This is a genomic window from Acinetobacter sp. TAC-1, assembly GCF_029025845.1.
Classification (GTDB): Bacteria; Pseudomonadota; Gammaproteobacteria; order Pseudomonadales; family Moraxellaceae; genus Acinetobacter; species Acinetobacter guillouiae.
In genome coordinates, this window is record NZ_CP118892.1 from 4,627,872 (window position 1) to 4,640,212 (window position 12,341).

The 12,341-nt window shown below is 40.2% G+C and carries 14 protein-coding genes; 10 read left to right on the plus strand and 4 right to left on the minus strand.

The features are described 5' to 3' along the window. Positions 1-28: 28 nt before the first annotated feature. From ribE to PYV58_RS21715, 7 genes are all read left to right on the plus strand, one after another. Positions 29-499: a 6,7-dimethyl-8-ribityllumazine synthase gene (ribE, locus tag PYV58_RS21685; RefSeq protein WP_004718750.1), complete on the plus strand. Its 471-nt coding sequence runs from the start codon at positions 29-31 to the stop codon at positions 497-499. 3 nt (positions 500-502) lie between these two features. Beyond that, positions 503-952, plus strand: coding sequence for a transcription antitermination factor NusB (gene nusB / locus PYV58_RS21690; protein ID WP_004718751.1), 450 nt, complete (start codon positions 503-505; stop codon positions 950-952). Between the two features lie 11 nt (positions 953-963). Beyond that, the gene (gene thiL, locus PYV58_RS21695) at positions 964-1,881 is read left to right on the plus strand and encodes a thiamine-phosphate kinase (protein ID WP_004818314.1); all 918 of its coding nucleotides are present in this window, start codon (positions 964-966) and stop codon (positions 1,879-1,881) included. Positions 1,882-1,903: 22 nt separating this feature from the next. Next, entirely contained in the window at positions 1,904-2,380 is a 477-nt protein-coding gene (locus tag PYV58_RS21700) for a phosphatidylglycerophosphatase A (protein WP_016539097.1), read from the plus strand. 21 nt (positions 2,381-2,401) lie between these two features. Next, a complete protein-coding gene (gene glmU, locus PYV58_RS21705; RefSeq protein WP_034611141.1) occupies positions 2,402-3,766 on the plus strand; it encodes a bifunctional UDP-N-acetylglucosamine diphosphorylase/glucosamine-1-phosphate N-acetyltransferase GlmU in 1,365 nt (454 codons plus the stop codon). Positions 3,767-3,778: 12 nt separating this feature from the next. Further along, positions 3,779-5,617 (plus strand): glutamine--fructose-6-phosphate transaminase (isomerizing), encoded by a 1,839-nt coding sequence (gene glmS / locus PYV58_RS21710; RefSeq protein WP_034611139.1) that lies wholly within the window; start codon positions 3,779-3,781, stop codon positions 5,615-5,617. A 426-nt stretch (positions 5,618-6,043) separates the two neighbouring features. Next, positions 6,044-7,015, plus strand: a complete 972-nt coding sequence (locus tag PYV58_RS21715; protein WP_004718779.1) for a cation diffusion facilitator family transporter — start codon at positions 6,044-6,046, stop codon at positions 7,013-7,015. A 99-nt stretch (positions 7,016-7,114) separates the two neighbouring features. Here PYV58_RS21715 and PYV58_RS21720 read toward each other — a convergent pair whose 3' ends face one another. Both PYV58_RS21720 and PYV58_RS21725 read right to left on the minus strand, forming a co-directional pair. Beyond that, positions 7,115-7,435 (minus strand): metalloregulator ArsR/SmtB family transcription factor, encoded by a 321-nt coding sequence (locus PYV58_RS21720; protein WP_004718782.1) that lies wholly within the window; start codon positions 7,433-7,435, stop codon positions 7,115-7,117. 140 nt (positions 7,436-7,575) lie between these two features. Continuing rightward, a complete protein-coding gene (locus PYV58_RS21725) occupies positions 7,576-7,845 on the minus strand; it encodes a DUF4031 domain-containing protein (protein ID WP_004718783.1) in 270 nt (89 codons plus the stop codon). Between the two features lie 105 nt (positions 7,846-7,950). Between PYV58_RS21725 and PYV58_RS21730 the strand changes: the two genes are divergently transcribed. Both PYV58_RS21730 and PYV58_RS21735 read left to right on the plus strand, forming a co-directional pair. Next, positions 7,951-8,469, plus strand: coding sequence for a GNAT family N-acetyltransferase (locus PYV58_RS21730; protein ID WP_034611131.1), 519 nt, complete (start codon positions 7,951-7,953; stop codon positions 8,467-8,469). Beyond that, a complete protein-coding gene (locus PYV58_RS21735) occupies positions 8,469-8,939 on the plus strand; it encodes a DUF523 domain-containing protein (protein WP_034611128.1) in 471 nt (156 codons plus the stop codon). The genes PYV58_RS21730 and PYV58_RS21735 overlap by 1 nt, the downstream gene beginning before the upstream one ends. A gap of 328 nt (positions 8,940-9,267) precedes the next feature. Here PYV58_RS21735 and PYV58_RS21740 read toward each other — a convergent pair whose 3' ends face one another. Both PYV58_RS21740 and pncA read right to left on the minus strand, forming a co-directional pair. Continuing rightward, positions 9,268-10,221, minus strand: coding sequence for a bile acid:sodium symporter family protein (locus PYV58_RS21740; RefSeq protein WP_034614732.1), 954 nt, complete (start codon positions 10,219-10,221; stop codon positions 9,268-9,270). Positions 10,222-10,314: 93 nt separating this feature from the next. Beyond that, entirely contained in the window at positions 10,315-10,950 is a 636-nt protein-coding gene (pncA, locus tag PYV58_RS21745; protein WP_034614728.1) for a bifunctional nicotinamidase/pyrazinamidase, read from the minus strand. Positions 10,951-11,434: 484 nt separating this feature from the next. Here pncA and dapA point away from each other — a divergent pair, with 484 nt between their 5' ends. Next, positions 11,435-12,331: a 4-hydroxy-tetrahydrodipicolinate synthase gene (dapA, locus tag PYV58_RS21750; protein ID WP_004718795.1), complete on the plus strand. Its 897-nt coding sequence runs from the start codon at positions 11,435-11,437 to the stop codon at positions 12,329-12,331. Positions 12,332-12,341 lie beyond the last annotated feature (10 nt).

Below are 12,341 nucleotides of genomic sequence, written 5' to 3' on the forward strand. Positions count from 1 at the left end.
ACTTATCTGTTAAATTATCGAGGTTGCCATGGCGATTCGCCGAATTGAAGGTTTATTACATCTCGCGAGCGAAGACCGTTACGCGATTTTAGTTGGTCGTTTTAACAGCTTTGTTGTTGAACATTTATTAGAAGGTGCAATTGATACATTGCATCGTCATGGTGTAAGCGACGATAATATCACTGTCGTTCATGCACCGGGCGCATGGGAACTTCCAGTTGTGGCTAAAAAACTAGCAGCTTCTGGTAAATTCGATGCAGTGATTGCACTTGGCGCAGTGATTCGTGGTAGTACGCCACATTTCGACTTCGTTGCAGGTGAATGTGCCAAAGGTTTAGGTGTAGTTGGTTTAGATACTGGCCTACCTGTAATCAATGGTGTATTGACTACGGATAGTATTGAACAGGCGATTGAACGCTCTGGTACAAAAGCAGGTAATAAAGGTGGTGAAGCTGCCCTTACTGCTATTGAAATGGTTAACCTGTTAAAGGCAATTTAAAGCATGTCGCAAACACTCCAAGCTACTTATGCAGCAAAACGTAAAGCACGTCGCTTTGCTGTACAAGGGATTTATGAATGGCAAATGAGCCACAACCCAGTGCATGAAATTGAAGCACGTACCCGTGTTGAAAACGCAATGCATAAAGTGGATCTCGGCTATTATCATGAGTTGCTCACAGCCGTGATCGCAAACCATGAAGCATTGGATGCTTTACTTGTTCCTGTTCTGGATCGTGAACTGAGTGCATTAGACGGTGTAGAACTTGCTACATTACGTTTAGGTGCATACGAACTCAAAGACCATCTTGAAGTCCCTTATCGAGTTGTACTCGATGAAGCCATTGAGCTGGCAAAACACTTTGGTGGTGCTGACAGTCATAAATACATCAATGGTGTATTAGATCGTTTAGCAACAAGCCTGCGTGAAGCAGAAAAGCAACAAAGCAAATAAGTTGTTTTTACATGGCTGAGTTTTCAATTATTGAGACCTATTTCAATCGTCAGCAGCAAACTGATGTTGATTTAGGCGTCGGTGACGACTCAGCTCTGCTCTCCCCACCTTTGAATCATCAATTGGTGATTTGCACAGATACCCTTGTCGCTGGTCGACATTTTCCCTTAGAAACCTCTCCACATGCGATTGGCTGGAAATCTGTTGCTGTCAATCTTTCAGATATTGCTGCAATGGGTGCAAAACCCCACAGTATTTTACTCGCATTGAGCCTATCCCAAATTGATCATGACTGGCTAAAACAATTTAGTCAGGGTTTATATGATTGTTGCGATCAATTTGGCGTACGTTTAATTGGTGGTGATACCACGCAAAGTCCACATCTCACCATTACCGTCACCGCACTGGGCTGGATTGAAACAGGCAAAGCCATTACCCGTTCTGGCGCACAAGTCGATGATTTAATTGTAGTCAGTGGCTCGATTGGTGATGCCGCTTTTGGGCTAAAACATTTAGGACATCCACTACAACAACGTCTAGATTACCCAACACCGCGCTGCGAACTAGGCGCCATGTTAAAAGACTTGGCGTCCAGTATGATTGATGTTTCAGATGGGCTTGCTCAAGATCTCGGGCATATCTTAGACGCCTCTGGTGTCGGTGCAAAAATAAATTTAAATCAACTCCCGATTCAGCCAGCTTTAAGGCAACTCAGCGACAATGAGCAATGGAAATATGCTTTAGCGGGCGGAGATGATTATGAGTTATGCTTTACAATAACTATGCAAAATTATGCTAAACTTTTGCAATTAAAACCAAATGTAACCACTACAATCATCGGCCAAGTTACACAAAAATCTGGGATTGTATTTGAGAAAGATGGCTTAGACCATCCACTTCAACTTCAAGGGTACCAACACTTTGCATAAACCTCCGATTGTCTTTAAAAGTATGACATGGGCTGAACGCTTTATTGTGTTCTGCGGTGTGGGCTTTGGTTCAGGCTTAGCGCCCAAAGCACCAGGTACATTTGGCTCAGCGTTTGCGCTTTTGTTTATTCCGATTTGGCTTGCAATTGGTTTTTATGGCTCCATATTGGCCATCATAATCATGTCATTGGTCGGTATTTGGATTTGTGGGAAAACCGCAGAGATTATCCATGTACATGATGATGGGCGTATTGTTTGGGATGAATTTGCTGGGCAATCAATCACGTTCCTGCCTTTGATTTATTTAGGGCAAATGAATTGGATTTGGGCACTGGTTGGATTTGCACTGTTCCGTTTATTTGATGTCTGGAAACCATGGCCTATTCGTGTCATTGACCAAAAAGTTGATGGTGGCTTTGGGATCATGCTTGACGATATTATTGCAGGCCTCTGGGCAGCAATATGTATCGTGATTTATTTATATTTTAAAATGGCTTAAGCCAGATCTGTTAGGTGTGATATGTCTACAACTGTGATCATTCTTGCTGCAGGTAAAGGAACACGTATGCGTTCTAGTTTACCCAAGGTACTCCAACCGTTAGCAGGACGTCCACTACTCGGTCATGTGATTGAAACAGCAAAACAATTACAAGCAAAAAATATCATTACAATCTTTGGTCACGGTGGTGATCTGGTTCAAAATGCATTTGCACATGAAAATATTCAATGGGTAGAGCAAACAGAACAACTTGGTACGGGTCATGCCGTTAAAGTGACTTTACCTGTTTTACCCCAAGACGGCATTTCTTTGATCCTTTCTGGTGATGTGCCTTGTGTACAACAAAGTACCCTACAACGTTTGCTTGATGTATCCAGCCAAACAGGCATCGGTTTAATCACATTAACGCTTGAAGATTCTACAGGCTACGGTCGTATCGTACGTAAGGATGGAAAAATCCAAGCCATTGTTGAACATAAAGATGCTTCTGATGAACAACGTCAAATTAAAGAAATCAACACAGGTATTTACTGTGTCAGCAATGCCAAATTACATGAATGGTTACCTAAACTCAGCAATGACAATGCTCAAGGCGAGTACTACCTGACCGATATCGTGGCAATGGCTTTAGCTGATGGTATGGAAATCGCATCTATTCAACCAGAATTGGCTTTTGAAGTAGAAGGCGTAAATGATCGTATTCAACTTGCAGCATTAGAGCGAGAATTCCAAAACTATCAAGCTAAATTACTGATGCAACAAGGCGTGCATTTGATTGACCCTTCACGTTTTGATTTACGAGGTCAACTCACGGCGGGTACTGATGTTCGTATTGATATTAATGTGATTATTGAAGGTCAATGTACTTTCGGAAATGGCGTTGAAATTGGTGCGGGATGTATTATAAAAAACACCCAAATTGCGGCAGGAACCAAAGTTCAACCATATAGTGTTTTTGAAGATGCGCTAATTGGTGCAGATGTACATATTGGTCCTTTTGCACGACTACGTCCAGGTGCAAAATTGGCAGATGAAGTTCATATCGGTAACTTTGTTGAAGTGAAAAACTCTTCTGTTGGTCTAGGTTCAAAAGCCAATCATTTCACCTATTTAGGCGATGCAGAAATTGGTGCGGGTTCAAATATCGGTGCAGGTACAATTACCTGTAATTATGATGGCGCCAATAAACACAAAACCATCATTGGTGATAATGCCTTTATTGGAACCAACAACTCACTGGTTGCACCGATTAAAATTGGTCATGGCGCAACTACAGGTGCGGGTTCAGTGATTACCCATGATGTAGCAGACAACAGTCTTGCATTTGAACGTGCAAAACAAATTTCGAAAGAAAATTATCAACGTCCCCAAAAGGTCAAGAAATAAGAGGATATTATTATGTGCGGTATTGTTGGTGGCGTTGCTGAACGAAGCATTACAAATATTTTAATTGAAGGCCTAAAACGTCTTGAATATCGTGGTTATGACTCTGCGGGTGTTGCACTGGTTGATCAGGGGCAAATCTTACGTGAACGTCGTGTCGGTAAAGTTGCAAATTTAGAAGGTGCGGTTGCAGAGTCGAATATTTTAGGTTCTGTGGGTATTGCACACACACGTTGGGCAACCCATGGTAAACCAACTGAGAATAATGCCCATCCGCATATTTCTGGGCATGTTGCAGTGGTGCATAACGGTATTATTGAAAACTACCAAGAGCTTAAAGATGATCTTGAAGCTTTGGGTTATGTGTTTACATCACAAACCGATACTGAAGTCGTTGCTCACTTAATTACTGAAGCATTGAAATCATCGCCAAATTTATTAAAAGCCGTTGAAGAAATCGTACCTCAACTAAAAGGCGCTTATGCACTGGGGATTGTGCATACCGATTACCCAGATGAATTAATTGCTGTTCGTGAAGGCTCACCTTTAGTCATTGGTGTTGGTATCGGTGAGAACTTTATTAGTTCAGACCAATTGGCACTATTACCTGTGACCAACCGTTTTATCTATCTTGAAGAAGGTGATATTGCGCGTTTAACTCGTGAAACGATTGAAGTTTTTGTTAATGATCAATTGGTTGATCGTCCAGTGAAAGAACTGGATGCAACCGTGAGTAATGCCTCTAAAGGTGAGTATAAACACTACATGCTCAAAGAAATTTTTGAGCAACCTGAAGCAATTCAACAAACGATCTCTCAAGCTTTAAATGGCAATACACTACGAGAAGATTTCTTACAAAATGCAAATATAGATTTTAAAAATGTTCAGCAAATTCAGGTGCTTGCTTGTGGTACCAGCTACCATGCTGGAATGATTGCAAAATATTGGTTTGAACAACTGATTGATTTACCTTGCCAAGTTGAAATTGCCAGCGAGTTCCGTTATCGCTCGCCTGTGATTGTAGATAACACCTTGTATGTCTGTATTTCCCAATCAGGTGAAACTGCAGATACCTTGGCTGCATTACGTGATACACAAAAGCGTGCTAAAGCAAAAGGCTTAAATATCTACACCATGACGATTTGTAATGTCGCGACCTCGTCTATGGTTCGTGAAACAAATCATCATTTATTAACCTTGGCTGGTCCTGAAATTGGGGTCGCATCAACCAAAGCGTTTACCACACAGCTCGCAGCTTTGATGCTATTGACCCTTAAACTTGGTCAGGTTAAGCAAACCATTTCAGCTGAACGTCTTGATGAAATCACTTCTGCGTTGTGGCATATCCCTAAAGTCATTTTGGATACCTTACAAAATGATACAGAAATTTTACGTTTGTCTGTTCTGTTTAAAGAGAAGCAGCATTGCTTGTTCTTGGGTCGCGGTACAGAATTCCCAATTGCACTTGAAGGTGCATTAAAACTTAAAGAAATTTCATATATTCATGCTGAAGGTTATGCTGCAGGTGAATTGAAACATGGCCCGCTGGCATTGGTCGACAATGATATGCCTGTGGTGATTCTTGCACCGAATGATGACATGCTGGATAAACTTAAATCCAATATGGAAGAAGTCCAAGCACGTGGTGGTGAACTGTTTGTTTTTGCAGATGAAAATAGCGGTATCGTGGCTAAAGATCGTCAACATGTTGTCTATGTTCCAACGGTCAATACTTGGTTAGCACCGATAGCTTACAGTATCCCAGTACAGTTATTGTCTTATCATGTTGCGGTATTACGTGGTACTGACGTAGACCAACCAAGAAACTTAGCAAAATCAGTTACGGTTGAATAATCAATCAGTTACTTATTGTAGTGTATGAAATAAATTAAGTTTCATACATATATCAATAGCTTAAGTAATCCACACAAAGCATGCGCTAAAATTGCATGAATGTGTGGATTTTTTATGCCTAATTTTTATAGATACATCAATTTAAAATAACCTCAACCAGAACAATCACCCTAAACTAAACTTGAACCAACAAGATCCTTTAGCGAAAAATAGCCTCCTTTTTACTTCGCATCAAAGTAGATAAGCCCGAAAGTGAATCAGTCCGTTTTAAAAACTTTATTCTGTTTTATTAAACCTAAGTGCCTTATGGCATCAGTTTTTTGAAATTTTGATTCACAATGCAATAAAAAATTAACATGAAGTTATTTGACAAAACAAACATATGAACATATATTCATATGTAAATAATCCAATTCAGAGGTCCTTATGGGACACAATCATAATCATCCCCATAATAGCCATAGTGATCACAACCACGCACATGTACCTGAAGCAACTACAGGAAATGAAAGAAAAATTCTGATTTCTTTCTTCATTATTTTCAGTTTTATGCTTGTTGAAGCTGCTGGGGGAATCATATCTGGTTCACTGGCACTGTTAGCTGATGCAGGCCATATGATGACGGATGCACTTGCATTAGGATTAGCATATGCAGCATTTCGCTTTGGGCGTCGTACTGCGGATAAATCACGTACTTTCGGCTATATGCGCTTTGAAGTGATTGCAGGCCTGATCAATTCTCTAACCCTGTTTGGGATTGTTGGATGGATCGTCTATGAAGCGATTGTACGCTTTCAATCACCTCAACCCGTACTTGCAGGACCGATGTTTATTGTCGCAATTGTTGGTATGTTGGTGAATATCTTTGTTTTATGGTATCTCACACGAGATGATACTGATCATGTAAATATCAAAGGTGCAATTCTGCACGTGATGGGTGACTTATTGGGTTCTGTTGCTGCAATTATCGCTGCAATCGTCATCTGGTACTCAGGCTGGACACCGATTGATCCTATTTTGTCTGTGCTTGTATCATTACTTGTATTGCGCAGTGCATGGTCTTTGTTTAAACAAACCATTCATATTTTATTAGAAGGTGCGCCTGCCAATGCGAATACAACAGATATCACTACTCACTTATTAAAATCCGTTCAAGGCATTCAGAAAATTAGCCATATTCATGTATGGATGATTACTTCAGGAAGAGCAATGGCAACATTACATGTCCAACCTGAAGCAGGTGTTGATATCAAGACACTCACCGAACAAATTGAACATGAATTAAAAACCAAATTTGATATTGAACATCCAACTGTCGCGATTGATTGGCAAGGTGATAGCAGCTGTAGCCTTGAAAAACCGACAAAAATTGATCCTCATGCTGGACATAGTCATTAAGATCAATATGGATCAAGCACAAATTGCCACAAGGTCATTGATTGTTGCCTTGTGGCATCCACATTTTGCTTTTAATAATCGATTTAAAAAATAGAAAATTTAACCACACTGCTCTTCTGCAATATGTTTTGCCATATCAGACAAAACATGACTGACATGCGTATCAGCGATTTCATATAAGACTTGTTTGGCCTGACGCTCACTTTTCACCAAGCGTGCTGAACGTAATAAACGTAAATGATGACTAACCAAAGATTGCGACAAATCGAGTGCTTCACAAATATCGCCAACTGGACTAGGTCCACGCATACAGAATAAAAGAATTCTGAGACGTGAGGCATCTCCTAAAAGTCGAAAAGTTTCAGCCAGAATAATAATCTCGTCTTGCGATATTTCTGTTGAGCCGTCTTTAAAAGTCATATATTAATCACAATCGTTGTTCATAATTTTTCATCATAAAAGATTCTACTCTGGTGCTTCTCATAAGGACAAGACTTAATCGCGATAAAGTCTTTTTCTGGAGGTTCGGTTTTATCAAGCTTAAATAAAAAACCAATTCTTTATAAAGATTGGTTGAGTTGTAACTTCAGCTTCTTTCCACAAGCAATAATGGTTTTTCGATCGGCATCAATTGCGCCATAAGCAATCGCCATCACACGCATTTGCAGGGTAATATCATAATGCGGATAAGAGGCTGAGCGATGAAATAAACGGGCATCGATTTCCAACATTTGCGCAAAGTGATGTAATTCCTCCAGTGTATCTGCCATCAAATGACACCATTCTTGGCCTTTAAAAGGAACTTTTGCGCGATCGACATACACACTCATAACAAGATTCATTTTCCCTATTTCGGATTGATTATCCCATGAAATTCATCCATGATTGAATACAAATTCAAGGTATAGCAAAGCGTCATTTGATGCCAAAATATAATGAAAATTTATCCAGCCACACCAACCCATCTCAAGCAACTCAATCAGCTTGCCTGCACCACATATCGCCAACATTTTGCTGATCTTTGGTCAGAACAAGGCCTACAAAATTTTCTCGATCAAAATTTTAGTTTAGAAAATTTGTCCGAATCTCTGCAAGATCCTGATCAAATTTGGTTATTGCTTGAAAATGAACAAGCGCAAATTATTGGATATGCCAAGTTAAAGCTCAACCAATATGAACCCCATCTAGATATTATTGGTGCAGAATTACAGAAAATTTACTTGCTTAAAGAAGCGGTTGGGAAAAATTTTGCATCTGCGCTTATGCAAAATACGATTGATATTGCACGTGAACATCAACAAGCTTCTGTATTTTTGGAAGTATTAACAACCAATACCCGTGCAAAAAAATTCTATCAAAATTTTGCTTTTACAGAGAAATTAAGCATCGACTTTAAAACAGATTTATATGATATTGGTATGGATTTAATGCAACTCGAATTAACCTCAAGATAATGAAAAAATATCTGATTAGTGCATGTCTTGTAGGTGAAAATGTTCGCTACGATGCCAAGAACTGCTTACAACACAAGCTTAAACAACTGCTAGACACTCAACAAGCCGTGGTGATTTGTCCTGAAGTTTCAGGCGGCTTAAGTACACCTCGGCAGCCTGCTGAAATCGTAGGTGGTGATGGTTATCAGGTTTTAAGGGGGCAAGCCAAAGTAAAAGACGCCAATGGTGATGATGTTTCAGCTGAATTTATTCTGGGTGCAGAAAAAACACTAAAACTTGCCCAATACCATCAAGTGACACATATTATTTTAAAAGCCAACAGTCCTTCTTGTGGTTCACAGATGATTTATGATGGATCATTTTCAGGACATAAAATATCAGGCAAAGGGGTTACTGCAGCCCTACTCGAACAACATGGCTTTAGCGTACTCACTGAAGATGAGTTTTTAAAACAGTTAGCGTATGAATAAGCACTATAAATAAAAAGAGAGCCAAAGCTCTCTAAATGAAACGTAAATTTTAAAATAGTATTAGGGTCTGTTGACAATTCGTCTATGTTTGCGACTACGTGTGTTTTTTAGGCGATACTAGGCGCGAAATACGAAATTTAGTTATTCTAAATGAGTGGTTCGTAACGACGTAGCGGCAAAAAACACGCTAGTCCCGAAGGGTTGTGGCTAAAATTATCTCTGCCTTCGTTATGAAACTCGAAAATAGTCTCGCTATTCTCTTCGTTTCATGCCTTGCCTGCTCAATTTTAACCTACAACGCAAGCCATTTATGAAATGTCTACAGACCCTATTGTTTATTTTCAGCCATTTTATCGACTTTCGCTGCCCAATAGGTGGCTAAAACAGGTCCAGAAATATTATGCCATAAACTAAAAATAGCACTTGGCACTGCGGTTATTGGAGATGCAGCAAAATGTATTGCCGCTAAGGTCACACCTAAACCAGAATTTTGCATCCCTACTTCAATCGCAACAGCTTTAGAGTCAGGATAAGATAAATTGAATAGACGACTTGCCCAATAGCCTAATAAAAAGCCTAAACCATTATGTAAAATCACCACACCCAAAATCAGCAAGCCCGATTGCAAAATTGAAGCCTTACTGGCTGCAATAATTGCCGCCACGATCACCACAATGGCGACTACAGATATTAGAGGCATCACTTGAATATATTGCTCGGTCTTTTGTTTAAATAGGCTTCTTAAAATCACGCCCAAAATAATTGGGAAAATCACCACTTTAAGAATATCGATAAACATTGAACCCGCATCAATCGGAATCCACTGGCTGGCTAACACATAGAATATTGCAGGTGTCAAAATAGGCGCTAAAAACGTTGAAACAGATGTGCATGTGACGGATAAAGCAGTATTTCCTTTGGCCATATAGGTGATGACATTGGATGCTGTCCCTCCGGGGCAACAGCCGACAAGGATTACCCCTACCGCAATTTCGGGTGGTAAATTAAAAACTTTACAAAGAAAGAATGCCACACTGGGCATCACCACAAAATGTGCAACGACACCGATCACAACTGCTTTTGGATTTGACAAGACATTCTTAAATTCGTCCACGGTCATGGTCATGCCCATCCCCAGCATGATAATCCCTAAAACCCATGGAATATATGCTTTCATCCAGACAAATGCTGCTGGAAAACATAAGGCAATAAAAGCAAAGACCACAACCCATAGGGCAAAAGTTTTTTGTACAAACTGACTAAAACGTAAAATTGCTGACATTGTCCCTACCCAAGCAGATTGAGGATTTCGGCTTATCTTAAAGCAAGATGTTTTAAAGCAGTAATATTTCTCAAATGCTGCAAGTCTTGATACCTATACTGCGTTGAAAATATCTTTTGAGATCAAGCGTTTTACACCCACAGCAAGCATTTCCTGCCATGCGTGTTGTAAAGAACCCTGTAAATCAATTGCTTTGGTCGCGTCCGAAATCACAAAGGCTTTAAAGCCTAACTTGGCGGCATCCATGGCCGTCCATGCGACACAGAAGTCTGTTGCAATCCCCACGATATACACCGTATCTATACCGCGTTCTTTAAGATAGCCCGCCAAGCCTGTAGTGGTTTTATGATCGGCTTCCATAAAGGCTGAATAGCTGTCAATTTGAGCACGAAAGCCTTTACGAATGATTAGTTGAGCAGTTGGTATGTTTAGATCAGGGTGAAATTCAGCATCTTTACTCCCTTGTACACAGTGTGATGGCCACAATACTTGCGGGCCGTAATCTAACTGAATCAGCTCATAAGCTTTACGGTTGGGATGATTCTCAACAAATGAAATATGATTTTCAGGATGCCAATCTTGGGTCAGTACGATATTGTCAAAATGTCGTGCCAATTGATTGATGGTTGGAATGATTTGCTCAGCATGGGCAACTTCTAAATTTCCGCCTGAAGTGAAACCATTTTGTACATCAACAACGATCAAGGCACTACGCTCAGATTGCAACATTTCCCTACCCTTATATTGGCCAAATGACTATTATTTTAATCGTAAAAATTTAAACACTCGATGACTCAACATACAATATAACAGCGTACATTTGCGAGCGTCTTATCAAAATCAACCAAGAAATCATCTAGAACGGTTCGCTAGATTCTAAACGGCGAGACTCCGCCGCCCAATAGAAAATTGTTTTCTAGCGCGAATAGATTTTACCCAGCATTGGGATTAAAACTGCACGCTGTTCAAGTTTGATAAAAAACTGAAAATAAAAAAAATTGCTTGGAAATGTGAGTGATTTGTTGCTTTTGTTAAAGAATTTCCAAGCTTTGACTAAAGCATATTGTTCTGACACGCTGAATCAGTCATAATTTGCATAAGCATTAGGCAATCTTTAAGATGATTGTTTCACGCTCAAATCAAAATACTGCAACCATCCCAATCCTTGTTTACTCAAACGCATGTGGATGGAAAAATAGGATATTTTTTTAAAATGACTCAGCAAGCACAGACCATTCAAGGCTCAATTGTCGCAATCGTCACCCCTATGTTTGAAGATGGCAGCGTAGATTGGAAGGGTCTCGAGAAGCTCGTTGAGTGGCACATAGAACAAGGCACTAATAGTATTGTTGCTGTCGGTACAACTGGCGAAGCATCTACTCTTAGCATGGCAGAACACACAGAAGTAATTAAAGAAATTATCCGTGTTGCCAATAAACGTATTCCAATTATTGCCGGTACTGGTGCAAACTCGACACACGAAGCGATTGAACTCACCAAAGAAGCCAAACAACTCGGCGCAGATGCCGCACTTTTAGTTACCCCTTATTATAACAAACCAACGCAAGAAGGTTTATTCCAACACTATAAGGCAGTTGCTGAAGCTGTTGATTTACCTATCATTCTTTACAACGTACCTGGTCGTACTGGTGTAGATCTGCACAACGACACCGCGATTCGTTTAGCAGATATTCCTCAAATCGTAGGAATTAAAGATGCGACTGGCGATGTTCCCCGTGGTAAAGAGCTGATTGATGGCTTAAAAGGCAAAAACATGGTGGTGTATTCAGGTGATGATGCGACTGCGAGTGAATTGATTCAGTTAGGCGCCCACGGCAATATTTCAGTGACAGCAAATATTGCACCAAAAATCATGAGCGAACTTTGTGCCGCTGCAATTGCAGGTGATGCTGCAACAGCGAAAAGCAAAGATGACCAAGTTGCAAAATTAAACAATATTCTATTTTGCGAATCGAACCCAATTCCAGTGAAATGGGCACTTCATGAAATGGAATTAATTGGTACTGGCATTCGCTTACCATTAACTCCCCTAGCAGAACAATACCGTGCACCACTGCGTGAAGAACTCAAAGCAGTGGGTCTCATTTAATAAGAGCTTA

Bases quoted from the DNA above. Each gene is read 5' to 3' on its own strand.
- ribE (WP_004718750.1), top strand. From the start codon at position 29: ATGGCGATTCGCCGAATTGAAGGTTTATTACATCTCGCGAGCGAAGAC.
- nusB (WP_004718751.1), top strand. From the start codon at position 503: ATGTCGCAAACACTCCAAGCTACTTATGCAGCAAAACGTAAAGCACGT.
- thiL (WP_004818314.1), top strand. From the start codon at position 964: ATGGCTGAGTTTTCAATTATTGAGACCTATTTCAATCGTCAGCAGCAA.
- PYV58_RS21700 (WP_016539097.1), top strand. From the start codon at position 1,904: ATGACATGGGCTGAACGCTTTATTGTGTTCTGCGGTGTGGGCTTTGGT.
- glmU (WP_034611141.1), top strand. From the start codon at position 2,402: ATGTCTACAACTGTGATCATTCTTGCTGCAGGTAAAGGAACACGTATG.
- glmS (WP_034611139.1), top strand. From the start codon at position 3,779: ATGTGCGGTATTGTTGGTGGCGTTGCTGAACGAAGCATTACAAATATT.
- PYV58_RS21715 (WP_004718779.1), top strand. From the start codon at position 6,044: ATGGGACACAATCATAATCATCCCCATAATAGCCATAGTGATCACAAC.
- PYV58_RS21720 (WP_004718782.1), bottom strand. From the start codon at position 7,435: ATGACTTTTAAAGACGGCTCAACAGAAATATCGCAAGACGAGATTATT.
- PYV58_RS21725 (WP_004718783.1), bottom strand. From the start codon at position 7,845: ATGAGTGTGTATGTCGATCGCGCAAAAGTTCCTTTTAAAGGCCAAGAA.
- PYV58_RS21730 (WP_034611131.1), top strand. From the start codon at position 7,951: ATGAAAATTTATCCAGCCACACCAACCCATCTCAAGCAACTCAATCAG.
- PYV58_RS21735 (WP_034611128.1), top strand. From the start codon at position 8,469: ATGAAAAAATATCTGATTAGTGCATGTCTTGTAGGTGAAAATGTTCGC.
- PYV58_RS21740 (WP_034614732.1), bottom strand. From the start codon at position 10,221: ATGTCAGCAATTTTACGTTTTAGTCAGTTTGTACAAAAAACTTTTGCC.
- pncA (WP_034614728.1), bottom strand. From the start codon at position 10,950: ATGTTGCAATCTGAGCGTAGTGCCTTGATCGTTGTTGATGTACAAAAT.
- dapA (WP_004718795.1), top strand. From the start codon at position 11,435: ATGACTCAGCAAGCACAGACCATTCAAGGCTCAATTGTCGCAATCGTC.